Below are 25395 nucleotides of genomic sequence, written 5' to 3'. Positions count from 1 at the left end.
ACGTCTTGTGGAGGGTGATCTTTGTGCTGTAGCGTGCCCAGGGCTCATAGTCCCCCAAAGAAAAACAGCGAAATGCGGACTATGATGACGTCGGCCAGCAGAATGAAAAGCGACGAGAGCACAACGGCTTGCATAGCAGCTTGGCCCACCTCGCGCGTGCCCCCTCGCACCGTGTAACCCAGATAGCAACTTACCATGCCTACCAGGAACCCGAATATGCTGGTTTTGAGCGTATCGACCAACACGTCCGAAAAGCGCAGGCTCGAAAACGCACTGTTCCAAAAAAGTCGATGGTCCATATTCACTGAAATAACCGATTCGATGTACCCTCCAGCTAGTGCGATCATGTTTGTCCAGGTGGTAAGCACAGGAAACATGGCCACGCAGGCTAGCACCCGTGGAATAACCAAATAATGAAACGGCTTAAGCGCTGCCACCTCAAGGGCGTCGATCTGCTCGGTTACGCGCATAGAGCCGATTTCGGCTGCCATCCCAGCACCCAGACGCCCAGCCAACACAAGCGAAGTAATCACGGGTCCAATTTCTTTAAAAACCGACAACGCCAACATGTTGGGCAGCACGGCCTCAGCGCCAAAGCGCGCCAGCGTACCGCGGCTCTGCATGGCTAGCACAACACCAATGGCAATCCCTGCAGCTGCTGTCAGGACGAAGCTTTTCGCTCCGGCTTCATCCATCTGTCGGACCAGTTCGCGCACTTCATAAGGCGGACGCCATACTTCGCGAAAGAACCGTCCGATAAATAAGACAAGCCCCCTGATATGCGCCATCCATAAACGCAAGGCAGACGCTGGCGGCCTAGCCGGAAAGTGTTTCTCAGGATCAGTAGGCATAGCGCCACAAAAGGTTGATGCGCATCTGGGTACCTTGACTGGTTACGCGTACGATCATGGCGTCGAAAATCGTGTATTCCATGGTAAACTCCGTATAGGTTTCCCCCCCCTGCAACTGCGTACCCCCTTCAAAGGCGATCGGGCGGCTGACGGCAGCAAACAGCCGAGGTGAGACATACTTGCCTACGGTCAGTTTAGCGCCTTGCAGGCCATCTGGTTCGATTTCGACCACATCTAGTCCTAACTCTTCGCCAGCTAACCCTTCAACAACCCCGGCAAGCTGCGCCAGTGCCAATCCCGCACCGCGCCCTAGCAATCCGCCGCCAGCGTTACCCCCTGGCGTTAGCGAAGCCAATGCCTGGCCAGCCGGTCGTCCAAAAACGATATAGGAGATGATATCGGGCAGTTCAAGTCCTGCGGGGTTCTCCGAGGAAAACTCCAGGCTGAGGCGCTCTAGCCGGCCGCTAACCGATAGCAAAATCGTCACGGGATTCGTCGGGTCTTCCCGGGAAGGCACCACGTAGCGGGCACTCAGCTGCATCTGTGGGTCGTCGACCGGGCCGTTATAGGTTAGCGTACCTTCGGTGATCTCGAACCGCTTGCCAAACTGCACAATATAGCTGCGCTCAGGAATTACTTCGATAGTACCGAAAAGCTGCAGGTCTTGGTACGGCTCTTTCTGCACCGTAAGGGTACCTGTAAACTGCACGTTCATTTCGGGGTTTGACCGCGAACGCAGCCAAACGTCGCGCTCCATGCGGAGGTTGAGACGCATGCGTGAGGCTTCGTAAAAATCGAACGTGGTGGTATCGCGCTCGGTAATACGCACGCCAAAGTACTGACGCAGCATCTGCAAATCGGCTTCGCTAAGCTGTACAGGTGCAAGATCCGCAACCGTGGTTTGCTCAACGAGGTAAATATCGGCACTAACGACCTGCAGCTCGCCCTGAAGCTCAGGTTGTTTCGTGGTGCCTGTAAGCCGGAGCGAACCGGAAAGCACAGTGCGGTAAGCGCGGTTGTTCGTGGCCAAGAACGAGCGGGCCTGCATGCGCAGGTCGAGCGCCCCAAGCGTTAGGGCTTCAAACTGAATGGTGCCGTTGCCTGTCAATTGGCCCCCCGAGCTTAGCGCGAAAGACGTTAGTCGAATTTGGTTGCCTTGCATGACGGCTTCGGCCCGAATATCGCGATAGGTGACGCCGAATTCAGGCAGGTATACTGCACCGTCGAACAACTGAGCTTGGCCTTCGAGTAACGGAGCAGCGAGCGTGCCTCCGATGCGTACGCGCCCAGCCAGCCGTCCCCGCACATCCTGCATCAGGGCTGGATCCAAAAAAGGCTGCACCCAGGCAATAGCAAACGTGTCGGCTGTTACAATCAACGCTAAAGGCGCTTGATAGGGATCAAATGGCGGTGCATCTTCAGCTGCGCGCAGCCGCAGATCAAAGGGCACGGTGCCTTCTAGGGTAAGCGTGCTGGCATCTTCTTGGTGGATTAAGCGTGCATCGATACCCATACGCAGGCTATCGTACCGCAAGGCCAGGTCTAGCGTGCCAACGGGCCGGCCTTGCGAAGCCAGATCAAGCCGAAGCTGACCGTTCAAAACCGGTGCAGTAGCCGGACCGGTCAGATCTACCGTTCCGCTCAGCGCTCCCCCCAATCCACTGAGGTCAAACAGGTCGGTGATGGTTTCTAGGCGAAAACGCTCAAGCGTAAATACGAAGTTTTGCGTGCCATTGGGATCGATTAGGCCATCAGCAGCCAACTGCTGATCCTGAGTTTCGGTATACAGCAATAGTCCATGTACGCGATAGGCCTCCCCATACGTGATCGTAGCCGCTTGCAAAAGGTGCCATCGGGCATCGTGCAGGCGCATATCGAGCCGCGTCAGGTAGATTGCTTTTCGCTCGGGATCGAGCTGCCCTTCTAGATGGGCACTATGCCTGGGATCGACCTCCAGGCGTAGCGCATAGTCGAGCTGCCGGCCGTCGTAGCGCAGCTCAGCCCGTGCATCCTCGACCTGAAACGTCCCTAATGTCAATAGATGAAGCTGCGTGTGGACTTCGGCTTGCGCTAAACGCCGACGGAGATCCAGCTGACCTGCTGTGCGACCGTTAAACTGCACCAGTCGGAGTTCATCGTAGATGAGGTTTTCTAGGGTCACGTTGCCTTCAAAGCGAAGCTGACCTGGGCGTCCGTATAGGCGAATTTCTGCTTTGCCTTGGTTGAGGGTGAGCAAGCGGGCACCCGCAAGCCGCCGCAGCGGATCTAGGCGTTGAAACTGCACGTGGAGCAACAACTCCGAAGGCCGCGTGCCTTCAGGATCCCACAACGCCACACGTCCGGACCCACGCGCAGCGGCCACGTTGCTTTCAAGCCGCAGCGTATCAAGCAGCAATTCACCATCAACCAGCGAAAAGCGCGCCTCCAGGTGGTCAACCCTTAGGGCGTCCAAGCGCACGCTTTCGCTACGCACTTGGCCGGTGAGTTGCAAGGTGCTTAGGTCTAGTCCTGCACCGCGCAGCTCTGCCTCAAGCGAAAGTTGTGACTGAAGGGTATCGATGCCGATCAGGGGTAGTACATCTAGATTGCGGGTGGTCAGTGTCAGCGCATAACGTGGATGCAGGTCATCCATTTCTAGGTGTCCCTCAAAGCGTGCCTGACCTTCATCGGCAACCACCTGGCCATCCAGTTGCCAGCGTCCATGGGTAGCAGTAAGGCGCACCTGCCCAGCAACGGCGACATTGTTTACCTGAGAAGCCTCAAGCCGAAGCCGGCTCATCAGCTCGAGCGTGCGGGGCTCAATGCCCTTTCCGTGGAGCGTCAGTACACCGCTAAGATGGGTTTTGGGGTTGTGCTGTCCGGTCCAGGCTGCTAGGTTCACGCCACGAAAGACCGCTCGCTCGATCGTATAGCGGGGCTCAGCCTCTAGCGAATCCAGACGTCCGTCTATACGGAATTCGCCATCTGGCCAGGTGGCTGTGGCCGAGAGCGTCAGCAGACCCTCTTGCAGCACGGCCTCAAGCTGGGCTGAAGTCACTTCTTGGGCGTTAATACGCGAGGGCTCAAGGGTGAGCAGCACTTTAGCTTCAGCCCTAGCAAGCGGTCCACTACGCAAGCTTCCTTCAAAGGTACCGTTGAGTGCCGTAGACCACCCAGGCATCAGTGCGGCCAGGTTTACTTGTTCGAATCTTCCCTGCTCGATTTGCCACAAAGGGTGGCGCGCTAGCGGCTGTCCGATAAGGTGCAACGCGAGGTGCCCTTCTCCGAGACCTGCCTCAAGGCTGGCTGTAAGCCTGCCATTGCGCATGCGCACGGGCAGCTTAACCGATGTTAGGCGATAGGGACCGTAGATTAGGCTGTCGAGCGTAAGCAAGGCCTCTAGGCGGAGGGTTTCGGGCGCTTGTCCAGTGCCTGTAAGCTGAAGTCGACCACTAACGGTGCTTTTGAGCGTGTCGCCCATAAGGGCAGCGATGTCGAGCTGCTCTACCACCAGCGGTGCGAGTGAATACACGGGGGACGACGCCATGCGAAGCTGTCCTTGTCCGCGCAGGCTGCCACCAGCCAGGCGGGCTGTCAGCACAAATTGTGTCGTGTCGCCCCGAACCTGCACCACAAGCGCGCCTTCGTCGATCGATGCCCGGTTCAGCCTGGAAGGGAGCAGCAGCAACCTTCCATCCAGTTGCACATTTGCTCCCCCTTGACCCGAAGCTTCAAAGGCCACGTTAAGCTGGCCTGCAAAGCTGGTGTCGGCCGTGAAACGGGATGGGTCTAGCCCGGTCAGCGTGCCTGAGCAGCGAAACCAAGGGGTATCATCGAACGCGCGCCCTTGACCTTCTAGATGGAGTTGTGCGCCCTGCAGGCCGCTGTGCAGCACAGCACTTCCGGTACCTTGTTCAAAGCGCACTGTGAGCCTTGTGGGCTCCAGCTGATAGTCCTTCCACGAAGCTTGCTGCACTATAAGCTGCGCTGTACCTTCAAGCGCCTCGAGTGAGGGGCCTTGGAGGTCCGCTTGTAGCGTTGCTTCCAGCCGTCCTGGTCCTCCCCCAAGCAGGGCCAGATCCACATGCTCAATGGAAGCGGTGGCCGTGTACTGCAGCGGCCCATCCAAAAGCGGTGTAAAGGTCGCTGCAAGCGTCAGCCGGCCGCCTGTGCCAGCGTTGGCTGTGGCATGCACTTCGAGTAGCCGGCCGTTGCCTTTTACCGTCAGTCGCCCTTCGATGGCGCGATGGGGATCTGGCACAGGTGCAAAAGGCATTAGGTCGGCCAGCGTCAGCGGTCGGGCTTCAAGGCGAAAATCGATCGCTTCCACATGGCCGGTATCGGCGGGTAGCAGGAGCGTACCTTGACCCTCAAGGCGGCTGCGCTTCGAAAGCAGCTGCAATGTGTCCAGCGTGAAGCGGCGGTTGTCGAGCGCCAGGCGAGCACTCAGACGCACCGAGTCGGTAGCTCCTGGAGGCTGGAAGATTGCCTGTAACGTTTTTAAAGAAAGCTCAGGCCAACCACGGGTGGGCACACGCAGCGAATCCAGCCTAACGTGCAGGTGATGGAGCTGCCAAACGGAGTCCTGCGAAGGAGGGTACAGCTGCAGCGTGGCTGTGCCTTGGCGCAGCGTCAGGTGATCGATCCAGAAAGCCAGTGCGGGTTCTGATGGGACAGCAGCCGTATCGGTCGGCTCAGGAAGCAGGCGCAGCAGATCCCAGGTACCATCGGCCTGTTGCGTAAGCGCCAGATGCAGCTGCCCCACCACCACCTGACGTAAACGTACCTGTTTTTTCAAAAGGGCTTCGGGGACATAGACGAGCTGCAAGGTGTCGAGCGTGAGCAGCGCGCGGCCCGCCGAGTCGCGCAGCACGACTTGGTAGAGGTTCAAGCTGCGCCAAAAGTTACCCTCAAGCCGTCCAATCGCTATTTTTCCGCCCTGAAGCTGAGCATTGAGGATGCCTTCAAGCAGCCGGCGTAGCTGCTCAGCTCCCCAGGACGTTTGCAACACCAAAAGAAGCACACCCACCAGACCGATCAACGTGGCTGGGAAAGCCAGCGCCCAAAGGCCAAGGCGGCGAAGCCATCGACGTGAAGTAGAGGGCGTAGGCTCCATAAAGGTCAAAATGCCTGTCCAATGCTCAGGTGTAGGCGCAAGCGGCGAAGGGGGTGCACAGTGGGGGGTTGGTCCGTCAGCCCCTGCCGGTAACGGTATACCTCGGCGGGGTTGCGCAGGTCCTCATAGCTGGGGTTAAGCTTGTAGGCTAGGTCGAGGCGGATAAAGCCCGCGGCGGTCTGGTAGCGCATGCCCATACCGACAGCCCAGCGGAATGCGCTGGGCTCCAAACGCAACTGGTGCTGAGCGAGCTGTCCGCCATCGAGAAAGGCTGCGGCCTGCCAATCGCTACTCAGGCCAGGCACGCCAAAGCGCAATTCCAGGTTCAGTACCAGCTTTTGTTTGCCGCCGACGGGTTCGTAGTAGACGGTGGTATCGCGGTCGCTTATTTGCAGGCGTGTAACTTTTGGGCCGAGCTGTTGGAGGCCCCAGCCACGCACATCGCTACTTCCACCAGCGTAGAAAAAAATGGGCGCAAAGCGATTGCGATAGCGCAAGCTATCGGCCTCTCCAAGCTGTCCGCTAAGCGCTGCGCCGCTCTGCCCCGCTGGCTCAAGGTGTCCTACAAGTAGCCGTGCAGCCATTACGCTGCGCTGCGTAAGCGGCAGGTAGCCCGTGATTTCAGTTCCGATGCGATAGTAGTCAATTTCCGAGCCAATAAACCCACGGCTCAGCTCCGCAAAAGGACGTAAGAGATAGCCCCGACGTGGGTTAAAATAGTTGTTTGTGCGTCCCAAGGTGGCTGTAAGCGATAGCGTACTTTTATCAAACAAGTCACGCTTGCCAGTCGCGTCGCGGCGCTGCTGCGCCAGCTGTAAGGCGCGGCTGAGCGTGTGCTGCAGCGTAAGGGTCCGAAACGGATAAATCTCATAAAGCAGTGTTGTATTGAGGCCAAACTCGCGTGTGTTGATTTGCAGTGGTTCGCTGCTGTCTTCCAAAAGCGGGTCGCGCTGGTATTCTAAAAAGGGCGAAACCAGCGCCTCCATGCGCCGGGAAAACAGGTAGGGTTGTCGGAAGAGGGCACTTACCCGAAACAGGCGAGGCGTGGGCGTTCCTGGACCTCGGCGGGCCAGCAAACCCGTGTTGGCCAGTAGGTTCAGCGTGAGCGTGCGTGCATCGCCTAGAAAGTTGCGATGCGTCCAACGCACCTCAGCCCCTAAGCCATTACTCCGCCCAAACCCTCCTTGAAGCACCAGAAAGCGTGGCGGAGACTCACTCACGCGGTAACGTACGGTCACTAAGCTATCGCGGGGCTGTGGTGGAATCTCGGCTAAAGCCACGCGGAACAGCGCCAAGCCGAAAAGTTGCCGCTGGCCTTCAATTACCTTGCTATACGCAAACACATCCCCTTCCCGAAACGGCAACTCGCGCCGCAGCGCTCGGTCGCTCACCGAACGGTTTCCCTCGATCTCAATGCGTCCAAAGTAGCTTTTAGGGCCTGGATCGACGACAAAGCGCAGGTCAACAGCATGCTGCACCGAGTCGATATGCACCTCGGTATCGACGTGCACAAACGCATAGCCGCGATCGCGAAACCAGTTGAACACAGCATCTTGAATGGCAACGCGCCGCGCTTCCGTGTAGCGATCGCCAATGCGAAAGGTGATTTGATCCTGAAATCGCGACCAACGTTCCCGAAGTGACGGCTCAAGCGCCCTGGTCAGGTAGCGCCCTGCAGGGGTGTAAAAACCCACATCTTGGATCACCAAAGGGGGGCCTTCACGAATGCTCAGGACAATGTGGATGGTGTTGCGCGCTGTGTCCAGTTGCGAAGCAGGATACGTAATCTCAGCCTGGGGGAAGCCGTTTCGGGCATAAAACTGTCGCAGTCGCACGACATCGCGTGCCAATTCAATAGGATCGAAAGGATAGCGATTTGGTGATAGAAACGGTAACCAGCCCTTGAGGCGATCCCACCATGAAGGAGCCCGCAGTACCATCTGCGCCTGTAGCTGCGATTTCTCAAAGGTTTGCGTATCTACAAAACGAAATGAAATCGCCCGAACCGTCGTGCGTTCGTTGATCAACCAGAGTGGGGCCTGTGCCTGAAGGGGAGTTTGCATGCATATCAACAACCCCACAATACCTACAACGTACCGTGCGTGCCTCATAGAGCAGTCTCAGCTACACCGGCCATGGAAGTTTCCCGCAGACGCTCTCGCTTTTCATAAAGCAACACCAGAAAAGCGCCTAAAATAAACACCACGCCCGAATAGTATATCCAAAAGCCAAAAGCTAAGATCAGACCAAAAGCATAGCCTAAGGCTGAAAGTCCATTAGAAAGGTAGCGCTCAAAAAAAGCGGATTGCGCCGCGTAAAAAGCAAAAGCGGTCTTGGCCACTTCCCAAAGCAATGCTGCTACCACAGCTCCCAGTAAAGCCCCACGCAAAGGCGGGCGTGGTTTTGGGGTAAAGTAGTACAGTTGCCAGAACATCAGAATGCTCAGCCCATAGGGAACCAAAAGACCTAGCATCTGAATCAGACGCCGCCATCCTTCGCGAATCCACACATAGTCTAGTCCCAACCGTTGTAGCCATTCCAGACCGGCAGCATTGAGGGCATGCAACAGAAGCGAAAGGCTAAAGGTGAGCAAAAATACAAGGCCGACCTGCACCAGCATGCGCATGTCGAAAAGATAACCGCGGAGCACGGAGCGATTCTGATGCCAGGCTTCGTCAAAAATCTGGCTGAGTACGCTGCGGAGTGTCGTAAACAGCGTGACGGCCGCATAGAGCAAGCCCAAGCTACCAATCAGGGTAAACGTGCTGCTAGCCTGCTGGAGCTGGTCCAAAAGCTGGATAAGCTGATCGCTCTGGTAAGGCGGCAAAAATTCCCGAATAAATCGGGATACAGCCTGAAAAGGCTGATTTCGCCGAAGGATATGCCCTAGTACACCAGTAAGGATGACAAGCATCGGAACAATAGTGACCAGCACTTTGAAGGCTATCGCTTGCGCCCACAGAAAGGCCGGCTTATGATCAAAGAGCTGGTAGAGGCCGGTAGCGTAATAGCGAAAAGAGCTTCCTAAGCGACGCAAAGCGTGCAGGCATTTTAAGGGCCATTGGTGCATGCTGTAACCTCATCGAATCCAAGGAAGCGTCTTTGCTTTAGGGCTACAGCAGCGCACCACCCGGGGTTCCGCAAGCCTCAAGCACTGGCGCGGCGGGCTTCATAGACAGGCGCCTCCCCATAGCGTACTGTGGCCGCAGTGATGCGGCACACCGCTACATCGGGGAGGTCGTGAATGTGATACATAATGTCCAGCATCACCTCTTCCATCACGGCTCTTAGCCCACGGGCGCCGGTGCCCAGCATTTTGGCGCGTTCAACAATAGCATCTAACGCCGCTTCTTCAAAGATCAGCTCGATGCCATCCATCGCAAACAGCTTTTGGTACTGGCGCACCAGCGCGTTTTTAGGTTCGGTGAGAATGCTGCGCAGCGCCTCATCGGATAGCGCTTCCAGCGGCGTAATAACGGGAAGTCGCCCGATGAACTCAGGAATTAAGCCAAACTTAAGCAGATCGTCGGGTTCGACATAGTAGAAAATGCGCGGATCTTTGGGATCAACGCGCTTGCCGGAAGAAGAAAAGAAGCCTATCGATGAGGACGACAAACGCCGCGCGATAATCTCTTCAAGTCCCTCAAAAGCGCCACCACAGATAAACAAGATATTGCGGGTATCGACATTGATCAGGTTTTGCTCAGGGTGCTTGCGGCCCCCTTTGGGCGGCACGCCGGCAATCGTGCCTTCCAGAATTTTGAGTAAGGCCTGCTGCACGCCTTCGCCGGAAACGTCGCGCGTAATGGAAGGACTATCGCCTTTACGGGCAATTTTATCAATTTCGTCGATGTAGACAATGCCTTGTTCGGCCCGCTCGACATTAAAGTCGGCCGCGTGGAGCAGGTGTGCCAGAATGCTTTCCACATCTTCTCCCACGTAGCCAGCTTCGGTTAGTGCCGTAGCATCCGAGATAGAAAACGGTACGTCGAGGATACGGGCCAACGTACGGGCCAGCAGGGTTTTACCTGTGCCTGTAGGTCCGATAAGCAGAATGTTGGATTTTTCGAGCTCGACGTCTTCGTAGTCGGCCAGAAACGTATGCGCCTCAATGCGCTTGTAGTGATTGTAGACGGCTACGGCCAACGTTTTTTTCGCCCGCTCCTGGCCGACGACGTATTCGTCCAGTGCTGCCTTGATTTCGGGGGGAGTTAGCCGTCGGCGATGGGCCTGCGGGCGACGGCGTGCCAACGCGTGGGCAGCCAGATCATTACGCACAATCCCCGCAGCATCATGAATGCAACGATCGCAAATGTAGACGTCGTTTGGTCCGGCCACCATGGAGACCACTTCATGGGTCGACCGACCGCAAAATGAGCAGCGAATCGTATCGTCACTGCGCCGCATAACTTAAGGGGTTTTAGCCTCTTGCCCGTTGGTCTATCGGGCACCATGCCTATGGTAAGAAATATCGGCTGCTTGATGCAACGTTTTCAACTAGAAGCGCAAAACCTCAGCGCGCTTAGGCGCGTAGGAAATGCGCCTTTACCTACAAGGCTTGGTTCATCAGCGCAATGTCCACCCAGCTACCTGCGGCATTTCTGGAACGGCTTAAACGCCTCGTTCCTGAAGCCGCCTTACCTAGGGTGATGGAGGCTTTTGCAAGGCCGCGCCTTACAGCCTTCCGGATTAACACGTTACGCGCCAGTCGACAGCAGGTTTTAGAAGCCTTAAGTGCCGAAGGGCTACATCCCCAACCTGTCCCTTGGTATGCGGATGCCTTTTGGGTAAAAGCTGAAGCGCGCGAAGCCTTGCTGCGCAGCACGCCTTATCAAACGCAGCAACTCTACGTGCAGGACCTAGCCAGCATGCTACCACCGCTGGTGCTGGCTCCAACGCCCGATGCCCACGTGCTGGACCTCTGCGCAGCTCCAGGCAGCAAGACGCTCCAGCTGGCTTGCCTGATGCAGGGACGGGGCGAGATCGCTGCCGTTGAGGTTGTGCGCTCCCGTTTCTATCGCCTTAAGGCTAACGTCGAAGCCCAAGGTGCTCCTAACGTACGGCTTTTTCTGCAGGACGGCAGGCGCGTAGGTCGCTACCGGCCCGAATATTTCGACTATGTGCTCGTCGACGCTCCCTGCTCTGCAGAGGGCCGTTTCCATCTGAGCGAACCTGAAACATTCGCCTATTGGAGTTTGCGCAAGATAGAGGAAATGGCCCGCAAGCAGTATCGCCTGCTGGTTTCGGCTGTGGAGAGCCTGCGCCCCGGAGGCGTGCTTGTCTACGCTACCTGCACCCTGGCACCTGAGGAAAACGAAGCTGTGCTTGACCGGTTGCTGCGTACTTTCAACGGAGCGCTGGTCCTAGAGCCGCTCACGCTGCCCCTTGAAGATCAGTTGCCCGGACTTTCGGCCTGGCAAGGTCGCACGTTTCACCCCGACTTGCACCATGCCCGACGCATTCTACCCTCAACAGCAATGGAAGGCTTCTTCCTGTGTCGGCTACGTAAATGCGCTTCTACGCGTCGCGCTCGCCGTTAAGCTCGGGCGACCAGCAAGCCTAGCTCGCGGCCAACTTTTTCAAAAGCCTGAATGGCAAAATCCAGGTCTTCCTGCGTATGCGCAGCACTGGGCATGACGCGAATGCGCGCAGCCCCCTTGGGCACCGTGGGGTAGCCAATGGCCATGGCAAAAACGCCTGCTTCAAAGAGTCGGCGGCTGAACTCCTGAGCCAGTGGCGCCTCGCCTAGCATAATGGGTGTAATCGGCGTTTCACTTTTGCCCGTGTCGAAGCCCAGCTCCTGCATCTTGGCTTTGAAGTAACGGGCATTCTCCCAGAGGCGGTCGACCAGCTCGGTGCTTTCCTCAAGCAGATCGAGTGCAGCCAGGCAGGCAGCTACGTCGGGCACGGTCATGGCGCTGGAAAACAGGAAAGGCCGGCCGCGTTGACGCAACCAGTCGATCAGTCGCTGGCTGCCAGCTACCATGCCACCGACTACGCCAAAGGCTTTCGACAAGGTACCAACCTCGACGTCCACCACGCCGTGCAGACCGAAATGGTCTACAATGCCCCGACCACCACGCCCCAGCACCCCTTCACCATGGGCATCGTCGACCATAAGAATGCAGCCATAACGTTTGGCCACCTCAGCTAGGCGAGGCAAAGGCGCAATGTCGCCATCCATGCTAAAGACGCCATCGGTTACGATCAGTTTGCGGCGATACTTCGGTCCCTGCTCTTTGATCAGCTCCTCTAGCGCATCCACGTCGTTGTGCGGATAGGCCACAATGGTGGCGCGGCTAAGCCGACACCCATCGATAATACTGGCATGGTTAAGCTGATCACTGAAAATCACATCCTCACGCCCTACAATAGCCGGGATCGTAGCCAAATTAGCCGCAAACCCGCTCTGAAACGTAATAGCGGCTTCCACGCCCTTGAAAGCAGCCAGGCGGCGCTCCAGCTCAACGTGCAACGCCATGGTGCCTGCAATGGTACGCACGGCTCCCGGCCCAACGCCATACTGCGCCATCGCCTTCTGGGCCGCTTCCACCAAACGTGGGTGGTTGGCCAAGCCTAAATAGTTGTTCGAGCAGAAATTCAGCACGCGCCTGCCGTCAATCGTTAGCCACGCACCCTGCGGGGAGTCAATCGTACGAATGTAGGTATAGAGGCCCTCGGCTTTTAGCGCGGCTAATTCCTCATCTATCCAACTTAGCGGGTGGCTCATGGCCTTTTCGGATTATGCGGTTAGCTCCAATCCAAAGATAGTGCTCTTCCCTTGCTTAGTCCATGCCATTGGGATAGAGAATGACTTTGGCAACCAGTTCACTTCCAGGCTCCATAAGCAGGCCAAAGGCCGTTTCGTAGGCACTGAGCGGAAGCCGGTGGGTAATCAGCGGGGAGAGATCGACAGCGCCGGTTTGAAGCAGTGCCCGCATGCGATGCCACGTGTCCCAGATTTTTCGGCCATAGATCCCCTGCACCGTTGCCCCTTTGAGCACAATCAGCTCGTTCCAGTCCAGCGCGACCGGCTCGGCGGTTAGTCCCAACGCAGCCACCTTACCCCCGGAACGCAGGGCTGCAAAAGCGGTCTGGATGGCCGCTGGCGCCCCGCTCATTTCCAGCACGACGTCCACCCCATCGCCCGTCAACTCCTGAATTTTCCGGACCACATCCTCACGCGTAGGGTCAAGCACCAGGTCGGCCCCCATACGCTGGGCCAACTTGAGGCGCTGCGCATTAGGATCGGTGGCCACAATCAATCGGGCACCAGCCACACGGGCCACTGGAATGGCCATCAGCCCAATTGGGCCGCAGCCACTAATCAACACGCTCTGCCCAGCTAGATCAAAGGCATAGACGGCATGCACAGCATTGCCAAAGGGATCTTGGAGCGAAGCGATCTCTGGTGGCACATCCGGGGCATTGACCCAGACGTTTTCTGCAGGCACGCAAACGTATTCTGCAAAAGCCCCTGGGCGATCAATCCCGATCACTTGGGCATTTTGGCATAGGTGCAGCTGTCCAGCCCGGCAAGCTGCGCAGGTATGGTCCACGATATGCCCTTCGGCGGAAACCGGCATGCCGACCTCCAACCCTTGCACAGCTTCTCCTACCGCTACAATTTCTCCAGCAAACTCATGCCCCAAAATCAGAGGCGGATGGATCCGCTGCTGGCTCCAGTGATCCCATCGATAAATATGGACATCGGTGCCACAAATGGAAGTAGCAGTCACGCGGATGAGCACGTCATGCGGACCGGGCTTAGGCACTTCGGTCTCGATTAGCTCCAAGCCAGGGCCTGGACGCGTTTTAGCCAAAGCTTTCATGGTGTAACAGTCCCCAAAGTTCATACCTAGCGCCTGATGCGCCTGCGGCAAGCAAACGCCAGCCACACGAAAATATTCCATTTTCGTCTCAATACATGGAAACCTCAAGCAGTCTGTTTACCAAAAATACAAGTTGTTTTTTTGTTCATAACCCAGCTTGGCTCTAGAAGCAGTGTGCACCAAACTGGAATCAAGGATGACCGATCTGCGGACGCGTTCTAGTGAAGTTGCTGCCCCTCAGCTGGAAAAACTGTTACGTGCTGTACGCCGTGCCGTGCCGGTACCCTTCACGCAACGGGACGCAGAACGTGCCCTAGCGGCCCTGCATGCAACCGACAACCTTTGGGAGGCACTTCGGCTCAGCCATGTGCCAATGCGCGCACTATGCGCGTTCTGGCAACGTCTCGTGCACGAAGGCCTCTTAAGCCTTAAGGATGGCAAGCTTCGCTTTACGCCTGAGGGACAGCAATTTGTAAACGCCTTGGGGATTGCACCAGTACGCGAGCTGCACTGCACGACTTGTGAGGGTCGAGGGATAGATTATCAAAAACTTCCGGAAGAGGTCACAAGGCGCTTTGCGGAAATTTGTCGCCATCGCCCCGCGGCTTTGCAAGACTATGACCAGGGCTTTGTGACCGAAGCCACAACACTGGCACGGATTGCCTTTGCCTGGCAGCGGGGTGATTTGGAAGGTAAGGCGCTCATTGTCCTGGGGGACGATGACCTGATGAGCATTGCTGCGGCGCTGACCGGTCTGCCCAAGCGTGTGCTGGCCGTCGATGTCGACGCCCGCTTGGTAGCATTTATTAACGATGTAGCACGCCAAGAAAATCTGCCCCACCTGGAAGCCGTCCGGTACGACCTGCGCCAGCCGCTGCCTGCCGTTTGGCGCCGCCGCTTCGACACGTTTATGACCGATCCTACAGAAAGCCTTCTGGGCTTTCAAACAACCATCTTGCGCGGCCTTCTGTGCTTGCGTGGCCCCGGCAGTGCAGGCTACTTTGGCCTGACGCATGCCGAATCGAGCCTGGAAAAATGGGCACAGATTCAACGCTTTTTACTCGACAGCGGCACCGTAATTACAGACCTCATCGATGACTTTAGCGCCTATGTGAACTGGGACTATTTTGCCACGATGCGCTCTTGGGCCTGGCTCCCTGTCCAAACGCCGCCAGATCGCTTGTGGTACTTTTCAGCGCTACACCGCATCGAACTGCTTCGCCCTGTAAGCACCCCCAACACGGCGGTCGAAGGCGACCTCTTTAACGACGCAGAAGCCGCAACAACCTAAGGGCGTACTATCCCTAACCCGCTGCTTTAGAACGTCACAAAAAACGTCCAACGCAGAAAGACATCGCTATCCAGCCCTTCCTCGTCGTAGCGTACCAGCTCAACATTCGGCTGGAAGCGCACCTGAGGTGTCATAGCAATATCCACGCCGCCAATCCATAACGTCGCCTTAGAAGTTGTGGCTAAAGGCAAATAGGGGTTGTTGCCTACCCGCGGATTGGGCTCCAGCATCCGGTCAATCCGGCCAAACACATACAGTCGGGGTGCCACCTGTCCAGAGCCAAAAACCGAAAAGTAACGCAATGTATAATCTCTGCCGCGCTCGATCGTCACCTCTTGAGCCTCATAGATCGCTCCGAGACGAAGGGAAGGCGTGCGATAACCTAGCAAACCGTGCCACGTCGTAGCCTGCTCCCCCTCACGCAGGCGCCCATAATCCCCGTAAACTTCTACTGCCCAAGGCTGGGGCAAAAGCTGCAAAGCCAGGGCCAACTTTTTGCCCCGATAACCTTCGGAACGCGTTGCCTCATTGTTTCCAAACGCCACGTGATAACGCACTACACCGGTCTCAAGTAGGCTACCTTGAAAAGATAGACCCACTTCGCGCGGAGAGCCTAGCCTGAACAAGTCTCCCGGTGTCTTCTCAACAGACCTATATCCCCAAAGTGCCTCTATCAGGTCAAACATCGGTGCTGGCAAAATGCCTAAGTAGAACCGATGCTGCGCATGGAAATCCCACTGCAGATAAGCGTCCTTGACAAAAGGGATGGCGTCACCGGCCGTAAAATTGCCTGGATGATTCATCTCCAAGCGCAAGCGGGTCGTAAATTGCTCCCCTAAATCCCGATCATAGGTGAAATAAATTCGCCGAAACCAGAATCCGTTTTGATCTCGCAATGCCTGGTTGTGATGCGAGGCGATGTAGTAAAAATCCCCAAAGGCTAATCCACTAATTCTTCCCTGTCCATAGGTTTGAAGGGATATCCCCAGGAAGAGTACGGTTAGCAAGCAGATTTTACGCATATAGGCTTAAGGCATCTTTGATAACAAAAGATGCCTTAGATTACATAACCTTTTATTTATGATTTGTTAATATATCTTCAATTGTTGTTTGTTTTTTTAAATTGCTATTTGTTCTTTACCGAAACCAGACCAAAATCCAAACAATAAGCGCCAAGAGTCCCAGGGCGTGCAGGCGGTAGTTTTGATACCAAGGTAATGCAGCCAGCTCGCGTGACTCTTGCCGGAAAAACGCAGGCGACCAGGTCAGCCCTTCCACTTCTTCAGGCCGTGGTGCTGGTGTAAGCAAACTGGCTACAACGATAGCCATCATGCTGATTACCAGTAAAATGGGAGGCAGATATAAGAAGTGCACTACGGGCACGCCAGAAGCTACAAGCGCTTGCTGCTCTGGAGAAAGTGGGCCTGTTTGCACAATAAGCCGATCGGCCAAATTCAGTCCCAAAAAGACGGCTGCAGCCAAATGCCCCACAAGTAAACCGACAAACGCACTTGAACGTGTAGCTCGCTTCCAAAAGATGCCCATTAGAAAACAGGCCACCACGGGCGGGCTTAAGTATGCCAGCATAGCCTGTAAATAGGTCCACAGATTGGGAAAGCGTACAATTTGGGGTGCCCATAGAATAGCTAGCGTCATAAAAACCACGGTCACCCAGCGCCCTGCACCGACGAGCGTATGGCTGTCTTGCCGTTTAAAACGGCGGATAAAATCCATGGTCACCAGGGTTGAGGCCGAGTTGAGCGTAGAGTCTACACTCGACATAATGGCGGCAACCAGCGCCGTGATCACCAGTCCCCGAATCCCCGCCGGCAGTAGGTCAAAAAGGAGCATCGGATAAATCAAGTCCGTGTTGGCCGCTAACATCGGAAACTGCTCAGGAGGGTAAAGCATGCGCGCAAAAATGCCAGGCAGCACCATGATAAACAGGACGGGCAGCTTCAAAAGGCCGGCAAACAGCGAACCCCATCGACCGTGATTCAGGTCGCGTGCCCCTAAAACGCGCTGCACCATAAACTGGTTGGTGCACCAGAAATAAAAGCCCAGCAGAAAAACGCCGGTCACAAGCCCAGGCCACGGAAGCACAGGGTCATCCGCGGGCAAAATGATGCTCAGGTCTCGCGTCGGTACCCGCTCGGTGACTACTTCCCAGGAGCCCACAGCTTGAAAAGAGAAGGTGGCTACTAAAATTGCTCCCAACAGCAGCAAAACGGCCTGCACGGCATCGGTGTAAACCACGGCTTTTAAGCCCCCAGCCACGGTATAGAGTCCTGCTAAGAAGCCTAGTAAACCCACCGCCAGCCAGATAGGGACCTCTGGATACAAAATCTTTAGCACCAAAGCTCCGGCATACAAAGCCCCTGCGGTATCAACCAGAATATTGAGCACAATCAAAAGGCCGGAGAAATACAACCGGGCCCTGCTGTCAAAACGCCGCTCCAAGAATTCAGGAATGGTATAGATGCGCGTGCGCAAGTAAAAAGGCAAAATGAACAGCACAAAGAAAATCAGGACCAGTGTGGCCATCCACTCGTAGTTGTACACCGCAATGCCCGTTCCGTAGGCACTGGAGGCCAATCCCAGCAGCGTACTCGACGACACGTTCGACGCAAATAAGGAAAAACCGATGAGCCACCAGGTTAGCGACCGTCCAGCTAAGAAGTAGTCATCAGCGGTTTGCATGCGCCGGGCAAAGTACAACCCAAGCCAGACAATAAAGACCACGTACAAAAGCACGGTAACCAGATCCAGCCAGGAAAGCGTAAAACTTGGCATAGTAGGCCCGCAATTGGTGGAAGCGCTAACACCTTTGCAGCCTAAGATCTGGCTTCCTACGTTTTTTTGCTAGTCCTTTCTGAAGGGCTTAGCGGGCCATCCAGCCTCCATCTACCACGAGGATATGCCCATTGACATAGTCGCTAGCCGCAGAAGCCAGAAAAATAACTGCTCCTGCCAAGTCGGGCGGTTGGCCCCACCGTCCGGCAGGGATACGCGAGAGAATTTCCTGTGCGCGCACCGGATCTTCGCGCAGTGCTCGTGTATTGTCGGTGGCAAAGTAGCCTGGAGCAATGGCGTTCACCTGCACGTTGTAGCGGGCCCACTCGTTGGCCAGTGCTTTGGTCAGTCCGGCCACAGCGTGCTTGCTGGCCGTATAGGCTGGCACGAGAATACCTCCAGAAAAGGAAAGCAGTGAGGCGATGTTGATAATCTTTCCGGACTGCCTGGCAATCATCTTACGGCCGAAGTACTGACACAAGAAAAACACCGCGTCTAGATTCACGCGCAGCACTTCATCCCAGACCTCCAGAGGATACTCGGCAGCCGGAAAGCGCTGAATTGTACCAGCATTGTTGACCAAGATATCGATTTGTCCTGCCAAGGCTTCCGCCTCCTGAGCCATGCGTTCCAGAGCAGCTCGGTCTGAAAAATCGGCCGCTACTTGCCAGGCTTGGCGGCCCATTGCCCGAATGGCCGCGGCGGTTTCCTCGGTCCCAGCGAGCTGACTGCTGGCGCAGACCACGTCAGCTCCTGCCTGTGCCAATGCTTCGGCTATAGCTCGGCCTAAGCCGCGGCTAGCCCCAGTAACTAGCGCCTTTTTCCCTTCCAGGGAAAACAGTTTTAATCCATGCATAGGTGCTTATCGGACATAAACCAGCGTTTGCCTGTGCTGATGCGTTTTGGTTTGCAGCACCACAAGGTACACACCTGCAGCCAATGTAGCCGGTGGCGTCCACTGCACGTTATGTACTCCTGCGGAATGCCAGCCTTCCACCAAGCGCGCGACCTCGCGTCCCGTTAGATCCCAAAGACTCACCATCACCTCCGTAGCGGCAGGAAGCTCAAAACGTACGGCAAGCTTCTGACGAAAGGGGTTGGGGTAAACGTCAAAGCCTCGGAATGTGCTCGGCTGATTTGCGGCTACCGTTGTAGCGCTGCCAAACTCAAAAGCGCCAAGGTCTGGTGCAGCCCCCAGGTAGGGTAGCCCCACATCGATACCAGCATCGACCAGCGCACTCCCTGGTGCTGGATGCAGAAAGTCGAGCTGAGGCAGGGTGCCATCAGGTCTTCGCGGCCCACGCACGCCGGTAGTGTCCAGGCTCAAAAAGTCGGCAGCAGTCGGCGTAAGGCCCAGGTTCCAGCTATTGTAAGCGTGATCGATCGGCGGATACATGAGCACCCGGCCGTCGACCGAAAGGTTGTTGCGTAGCACATGGGCACTGTTCATCTCATCAAACCGAAAATTTTGCCCGCCATTGCGATACGCTGTGTTATGGTAGAGCGTAACGCCTGTCTGGTTGCCGTTTACATCGAAGCCATTTGCTCGATGCCCCCAGGTCAGATTCCGAATCAGCACATGGGCACCCGTGCCACGCCCCAGTTTAAAGCCATTAGAATCGCCCTGGAAGTTGGGATCGTTCCAAAGGTTGTAGCCATTGTCAAAAGACCAGCTTTCTTCGACACGCACGCCCTCGCCCGCTTCCCAGAAGTCGAATCCGTCATCGCTGTTGTCAAAGGCACGGCAGCCGCGAAACACGTTTCCTGGTCCAACGCCAAACTTTGCTGCAAAGCCGTCCGCGTTTTCGCCGTTATTTTCAGGGTCGTAATTTCGGTAGGAATCGACATTCAAAATCAGGTTATGTGCAGCGCCACCGTCTAGTTGGAGTCCGGAGTCCCCATTTTCTCGCACAACGACCTGCTCGATGATGTTGTAGGAGCCGTTGATGCGGATGCCGTTATCTCCAGCTCGCTGCACCACCAGCCCTTTGAGGTGGATATACCATCCCCGCAGCCGAATCCCTTCGATGGGATTGCCTTCGAAATGGAGCACCGGCGTTTCGCCTGGATAGGCCCAAATGTGCAGGTAAGCATCGGCACGGCCTGCACTGCGTAGGTCAAGCCGACTTGACCAGTTGTATTGGCCACCACGCAAGTAGATCGTGTCGCCTGCTGCAGCACGCGACAGTGCCCGGCTCAGCGTGGCCCAGGGTGCCGTGATGCTGCCATCGCCGGTTGTGTCGTTACCGTCCGGCGCTACGTACCAGGTAGCCTGTCCATAGGCCGTTCCAGCCCAAGCCAGCAACACACATCCGAATAAAAGCCACTTCATGGATCAATGCGTTTGCCGTTTATCCGTACGTTTTGGAAGTAAAGCCCATCGACGTATTCGGTCAGGTTTTTCTCGACGCCGTCAAACGTGCAATCAATTAGCCGAACATCGCGAATGGGCGCGCGCGCATACCCCCGCAAATACAAGGCATAAGGACTTTGCCGGCTGGTCAGGTTGCGCACTTCAATGTGGCGGACGATGGGGTCAAACCGTCCCGCATCGCCTTCTTCGTAATAAAAGTTGACGTGCACTACCGCTTCGGCCACTTGCCCGACTTCCACATCCCGCATATAGATGTGCTCGATGATTCCACCACGCACCGAGTTGGTTTTGATGCGCAAGGCGCGGTCCAGATTTGGGCTGCTCATGGCGCACCGCTCGGCAAAAATGTAGCGGGCCCCTCCTGAGATTTCACTGCCGATTACCACACCACCGTGCCCATCGCGCATGTTGCAGTTGCGGATGACGATGTATTCGCTAGGCACGCTTAGGCGCCGACCGTCGGCGTTACGACCCGACTTGATCGCAATGCAGTCATCGCCTGTGTCAAACAAACAGTCTTCAATGAGCACGTAGCGGCAAGATTCGGGATTGCAGCCGTCGTTGTTTGGACCGTGGCTGCGTACAGTGACGCTGCGCACAGTTACGTTTTCGCAAAGCACGGGATGGATCTCCCACATCGGGGAGTTGATGATCGTGACGCCCTCGATGAGCACGTTGCGGCAGCGGTAAAACTGAATGAAGTTAGGCCGCAGGTAGGCGCCTTCTCCCAAAATGCGCTGTTCCGGTGGGATGCCGGCCTCGGCCATGTCAAACAGCCGGCGACGCCCTTCATCTTGGTGCGGCATACCCTCCCGCCAACCATACTCTTTACGGCCTTTCCAAGGCCACCAATGCGCTTCGTCGGCTTGGCCATCGAGCACACCGCCACCTGTAATCGCAATGTTTTCTTGGCCGAAGGCGTAAATCAGCGGTGCATAGTTCATGACCTCTACCCCTTCCCAACGAGTAAAAACCACAGGGAGATAGGCACTCGGATCTGGCTTAAAGCGAACCACGGCGCCTTCGTCTAGATGCAGGTTAACGTTTGAGGCCAGCCGTACTGGTCCGGTTAGAAACGTCCCTCGCGGCACCACAACACGACCCCCGCCTGCCCGGTGGCAGGCTTCGATAGCTCGGCGAAAAGCCTCTGTAGCGTCTGTGCGACCATTGCCCACCCCGCCATAGCGGGTAAGCAGAAAGTCACGCTGAGGAAACACAGGCGGTCGAATCCGGGCCAGAATATCGGGCACCAGTGCCCATCCTTCTGCACCAGCGAACACGTGCTGCGGCCAAACAAGTAGGCTACCGGCACCAATAGCCGCCAGCTCTAAAAAACGCCGGCGGGGCATATCAGTTATTTCCTTCATGGCACACTTTAACGGTTACGTTAATACGCCGTCCTAGGTATTTGACCATGGGTGGTTCAGGGAGCAGGTGCGCGTTCCACAAAAAAGTCGACTGTGCTAAGTGGCTGCAGTGGCGCTTCAGGTTGTTGCCAGTACACTTGGGTAGGAGCGAGATCATTTTCACGCAGCAAGAGCAGTCGCACCTGATGCCACCCGGCCTCTAGCGCGACGAAAAACGGTCCTGCTTCCAGAGCGCGGCCATGCGCCACAAGATGACTGTCGATCCAAAGCCGGCTGCGCGGATCTGCGTCTACATAGAAACCATATCGCCCAGTAGCGGGCACGCGCATATAGCCTTCAAACCAAAGCGCTGTTTGGGGTTCATCCCCCCAAAGGCTTAAGTCTACATAGGCAACCGTATCGGCCGTGACCGGCATGAGCGTTTCAACGGGCGGGGACTCGTCCCAGTCTGCAGCACGATACTGCCGCATAGCCAAGCCAGGACGCAAAGGTGCTTGAGGCGCTACCGCCGGGAGTACTTCGGGGGCTTCATAAAACGCAAAGGCGGTTGTGGTAAAAACCGTATCGTTGGGGGATACAAAGCGTGCCCGAACGTGCACGGGGGGACGCACCTGAAATGGCCCCGTGTAGCGTGGGTCCTGGGCTGTAGGCTCACGACCATCGAGCGTGTAGTGCACCGACAAGGTGGTGTCGGCCAGCTCAAAGCTTACGGTCAGCACCGAATCCAACGGTGCCGCAAAAGGGTCAGGCAAGATTTTTGGGGGAGGTAGCCAGCGTAATGGTCGGGTAGGATCGGTATTGTTCAGGTTTTCTTCAATATTCGTATATCCATCGCCATCTAGGTCCTCTGCTGCATCGGAGGGGTCGTGTGGGTTTAGGCCATAACGTAGCTCCCAATCGTCAGGCATGCCATCGCTATCGGTATCCTGAGGCGGCGCATCCTGTTCGAGCGGAGGCCATCCCCCCACCTCTTCTTGGGTGTCAATCAAGCGTCCTTTGCCTTGTTGCATCAGCGCTAGGATGCGACGATCAACGGCGTCTCGACGAGGGCGTGTGGCACCGGCTTGGGCCAGCAATAACGCCAGCACCTGCTCAGCAGGTACCGTGTGCACCGCAGGCGCTGGGAAGGGGAATGCCGTAGCAGTGTAGGCTTCTATAGCCTGGAGCGACCATCCTTCGGGAGCACGAACAAGCGCCCAACCGGGCTTTTGTAGCTGGTCGCCTAGGCGCAGGACGTTATCCTGCAAAAAAATGCGCGTGTTGCTCCCCTCCAGAAGAAAAGCATAACGGGCATTTTGGCTGTAGGCGAGCGGATACAGGTAATTGCCTACATAGTTCAGCTGCGTTCGATCGTTACGGCTGTAGCCTGCTCGCTCGCCAAAACCGTAGATCAGATTATTCCGAAAATCCAACAGCACATCCTTAGGCCGCGGGTTACGGCTTGCATGAAAGGCATAGATCGTGTGGTGAACGCTGATGCGTCCACCTGAGGCAAACAAGGAGCCGTAGCCATGAGCGCCCTTGTGATGCACAGATTGGTTTAGGCTTTCTGCGATCAGGCACCATTGGATCGTTACTTCTGAAGCACGACCGCCTACGCTGAGTGTTTCGTCGGTTGCCCAGCTTACAGAGCAGTGATCAATGATCACGTAATTGGCCCGCACGTCGATGGCATCTTGTTCAATACCCGCGACATCTCCCGGACGCACGCGCATGTAGCGCAGGATCACGTGAGGGGCTGCGATAACGATACCATAGCGCCGCAGCGTTATGCCTTCGCCAGGCGCAGTTTGCCCTGCAATGGTTAGGTAGGGGTGCGCCACCACCAGGGGTCGCTTGAGGTCGATGTACCCTGCTACGCGAAACACCACGATGCGCGGACCTTCCGCTTCAACAGCTGCCCGAAGGCTACCTGGAATGATCGGCTCATGGGTATCATAGTCCTCAAGCGTCGTTACCAAGTACACTTTTCCCCCACGCCCCCCAGGCGTGAAGGCTCCAAATCCCTCAGCGCCTGGAAAAGCCGGGATGGGGCTTAAGCCTTGGCCGTATCCACTAACCACAGCCCACAGGCCCATCCATAGCCCCCACCATGGACCCCAAAGCTTCATCGAAGACCGCGCTTAGCGAAGGCAGGGGGAAGACGTGCCCCCTGCCTTCAACACCGTTCTATTTCGTTAACACCAAGGTACGTACAGCCTGAAATGTCCCTGCATTGAGCTGGCAATAGTATAGGCCGCTGGCAAGCCCCTCGGGCCGCCATTGCACGGTATACGTGCCAGGAAGGTGATCCCGATGCACCAGCTCTGCGACCTCTCTACCCGTTACATCATAGATCTTAATGATGACACGGCTGGGCTCGGCAACGTCATAGCGGATATTGGTCGCGTGCGCAAAAGGATTAGGATAGCCCGTGTAAAGCGCAAACTGCGTTGGTATCTCTTGCGTGCGCTCGGTAGCAACCGGGGGGAAGGGCACTTTCAAGCGACCTCCTTCATAGGAGATGGTCCCATTAGGGCCAAGCGTAAAGGGTATCGTGTTGTCAAACTCTCCGGCTACAAGCCGAAGCACGCCATTGATGGTGGTTTCTTGCGAAAGCTTTACGCCGGCCTCGTTGTCAATCACCAAATCGTTCACCACCGTAGGCATCAATGTGCTGGTCTCTTGGGCCACCGTACCGTTAAAGACAAAGTTGGCTGCGCTGCTTAGCGTGACCGTCCCTGTGGTTTTGAGGGCTCCCGCCACACCCTCAGGATGTGCCGTTGCTAGCGTGGCGCTATCATTAAGCACAAAAATACCACTACCCCCAAGCTCACTTAACCCCATGTCCAACGTCGTTCCCCCCAAAACCTCCACCGGCAACTGACTTATCGTATTACCCTCACCCAACACCAAACGCTGAACCCCAGCCTTCGCAAACACAAACTTCGCATTCCCTACCGTCGGATTCGAATTCTGCGTCTGCGCATTCGACATCCAAAAATCCCCCTCATGCAACACCCACTTCGTCGTACCTACCCCACCCTGACTCCCCCGAGCAATCGAAAAATTACCCCCACGAACCACTACATCCCCATAATGCTCCACCACCACATGCGTCGCACTCGACGTCCCCTGCACCGTAAACTGACCCCCCTCAACCACCACATCCCCAAAAACCCACACCGTGTCCGAAACACCCCCAACCAGCTGCCAACGCCCACTCCCCGTACTCAACACCCGAATGTCACCCCGAATGCGCCGACCATGCAACCCTAAATCCCGGTTCGCCGTCAAACCCGGCGTGTTAAGCACTAAATGATAATAATCCTGCCCCCGATTGGCCGGCGCGTTCGCCGTAATCCCACTAAACACCACCGTCGAACCCTCTCCCCAATCCGCCAAAGGCACACTGCCCCCATCCCGCGCATGCTCATACACCGAACCCTCCCCAAAAGACAACACCGCCTCTGCCTCCAACGCCCCTTGATTGACAACATAACCCAATACCTCCCCCTCCTTAACACGCAACACTCCCAACCCCTCAACAATCAACTTCGCACCAGCACCCACCTGCAGCGCATCCACATAATGCGTATCCGCAACACTCACCCCTACAGGATTGGCTATCCCCAAAAACGCTACCGTGTCCGGCAACAACGCACCTACCACCTGCGCCTCCTGCCCATTAAACACAAAACCCGCTCGCTTACTCAACTGCACTAACCCCGTGGTCTTGAGGGCTCCCGCCACACCCTCAGGATGTGCCGTTGCTAGCGTGGCGCTATCATTAAGCACAAAAATACCACTACC

At 56.3% G+C, this 25395-nt stretch carries 16 protein-coding genes; 2 read left to right on the top strand and 14 right to left on the bottom strand.

The window, feature by feature from the left end:
* Nucleotides 1–44: 44 nt before the first annotated feature.
* The 5 genes from J8E65_RS11095 to clpX all read right to left on the bottom strand — a co-directional run bounded on the left by J8E65_RS11095 (nt 45) and on the right by clpX (nt 10353).
* A complete protein-coding gene (locus J8E65_RS11095) occupies nt 45–851 on the bottom strand; it encodes an MlaE family ABC transporter permease (protein WP_210376050.1) in 807 nt (268 codons plus the stop codon).
* A complete protein-coding gene (locus tag J8E65_RS11090; protein WP_210376048.1) occupies nt 841–5946 on the bottom strand; it encodes a translocation/assembly module TamB in 5106 nt (1701 codons plus the stop codon). Before J8E65_RS11090 ends, J8E65_RS11095 begins: the two co-directional genes overlap by 11 nt.
* 5 nt (nt 5947–5951) lie before the next feature.
* Nucleotides 5952–8057: a BamA/OMP85 family outer membrane protein gene (locus J8E65_RS11085; protein WP_210376045.1), complete on the bottom strand. Its 2106-nt coding sequence runs from the start codon at nt 8055–8057 to the stop codon at nt 5952–5954.
* Nucleotides 8054–8983 carry a YihY/virulence factor BrkB family protein gene (locus J8E65_RS11080; RefSeq protein ID WP_237181962.1) on the bottom strand — a complete coding sequence of 310 codons (930 nt, stop codon included), beginning with the start codon at nt 8981–8983 and terminating at the stop codon, nt 8054–8056. Before J8E65_RS11080 ends, J8E65_RS11085 begins: the two co-directional genes overlap by 4 nt.
* Nucleotides 8984–9093: 110 nt before the next feature.
* Nucleotides 9094–10353: an ATP-dependent Clp protease ATP-binding subunit ClpX gene (gene clpX, locus J8E65_RS11075; protein WP_210376034.1), complete on the bottom strand. Its 1260-nt coding sequence runs from the start codon at nt 10351–10353 to the stop codon at nt 9094–9096.
* 167 nt (nt 10354–10520) lie between these two features.
* On the opposite strand from clpX, the gene J8E65_RS11070 reads away from it, so the two are divergent.
* Nucleotides 10521–11486 carry an RsmB/NOP family class I SAM-dependent RNA methyltransferase gene (locus J8E65_RS11070; protein ID WP_210376033.1) on the top strand — a complete coding sequence of 322 codons (966 nt, stop codon included), beginning with the start codon at nt 10521–10523 and terminating at the stop codon, nt 11484–11486.
* On the opposite strand, the gene J8E65_RS11065 is transcribed toward J8E65_RS11070, so the two are convergent.
* Nucleotides 11483–12676 carry a glycine C-acetyltransferase gene (locus J8E65_RS11065; RefSeq protein WP_210376032.1) on the bottom strand — a complete coding sequence of 398 codons (1194 nt, stop codon included), beginning with the start codon at nt 12674–12676 and terminating at the stop codon, nt 11483–11485. The two genes, J8E65_RS11070 and J8E65_RS11065, sit on opposite strands and share 4 nt — an antisense overlap.
* A 55-nt stretch (nt 12677–12731) precedes the next feature.
* Nucleotides 12732–13778 carry an L-threonine 3-dehydrogenase gene (gene tdh, locus J8E65_RS11060; RefSeq protein WP_210376429.1) on the bottom strand — a complete coding sequence of 349 codons (1047 nt, stop codon included), beginning with the start codon at nt 13776–13778 and terminating at the stop codon, nt 12732–12734.
* Between the two features lie 196 nt (nt 13779–13974).
* Here tdh and J8E65_RS11055 point away from each other — a divergent pair, with 196 nt between their 5' ends.
* Nucleotides 13975–15069, top strand: coding sequence for a bis-aminopropyl spermidine synthase family protein (locus J8E65_RS11055; protein WP_210376031.1), 1095 nt, complete (start codon nt 13975–13977; stop codon nt 15067–15069).
* Nucleotides 15070–15095: 26 nt separating this feature from the next.
* On the opposite strand, the gene J8E65_RS11050 is transcribed toward J8E65_RS11055, so the two are convergent.
* The 7 genes from J8E65_RS11050 to J8E65_RS11020 form a co-directional block, all read right to left on the bottom strand.
* Nucleotides 15096–16091 (bottom strand): hypothetical protein, encoded by a 996-nt coding sequence (locus J8E65_RS11050; RefSeq protein WP_210376029.1) that lies wholly within the window; start codon nt 16089–16091, stop codon nt 15096–15098.
* 115 nt (nt 16092–16206) lie between these two features.
* On the bottom strand, nt 16207–17862 hold the full coding sequence (locus tag J8E65_RS11045; RefSeq protein WP_210376028.1) for a sodium:solute symporter: 1656 nt from the start codon (nt 17860–17862) through the stop codon (nt 16207–16209).
* 88 nt (nt 17863–17950) lie between these two features.
* Nucleotides 17951–18718, bottom strand: coding sequence for a 2-dehydro-3-deoxy-D-gluconate 5-dehydrogenase KduD (kduD, locus tag J8E65_RS11040; RefSeq protein ID WP_210376026.1), 768 nt, complete (start codon nt 18716–18718; stop codon nt 17951–17953).
* A 6-nt stretch (nt 18719–18724) separates the two neighbouring features.
* Nucleotides 18725–20194, bottom strand: coding sequence for a right-handed parallel beta-helix repeat-containing protein (locus tag J8E65_RS11035; protein WP_210376024.1), 1470 nt, complete (start codon nt 20192–20194; stop codon nt 18725–18727).
* Nucleotides 20191–21603: a glycoside hydrolase family 28 protein gene (locus tag J8E65_RS11030; RefSeq protein WP_210376022.1), complete on the bottom strand. Its 1413-nt coding sequence runs from the start codon at nt 21601–21603 to the stop codon at nt 20191–20193. Before J8E65_RS11030 ends, J8E65_RS11035 begins: the two co-directional genes overlap by 4 nt.
* Nucleotides 21604–21659: 56 nt before the next feature.
* A complete protein-coding gene (locus J8E65_RS11025; protein ID WP_237181958.1) occupies nt 21660–23714 on the bottom strand; it encodes a chitobiase/beta-hexosaminidase C-terminal domain-containing protein in 2055 nt (684 codons plus the stop codon).
* 58 nt (nt 23715–23772) lie between these two features.
* On the bottom strand, nt 23773–25395 hold a 1623-nt coding region (locus J8E65_RS11020), incomplete at its 5' end, for a T9SS type A sorting domain-containing protein (RefSeq protein WP_210376021.1).

This window comes from Rhodothermus bifroesti, from assembly GCF_017908595.1.
Lineage (GTDB): Bacteria > Bacteroidota > Rhodothermia > Rhodothermales > Rhodothermaceae > Rhodothermus > Rhodothermus bifroesti.
The sequence above is the reverse complement of the archived record's forward strand: the minus strand, read 5'-3'. Positions and strand labels throughout refer to the sequence as shown.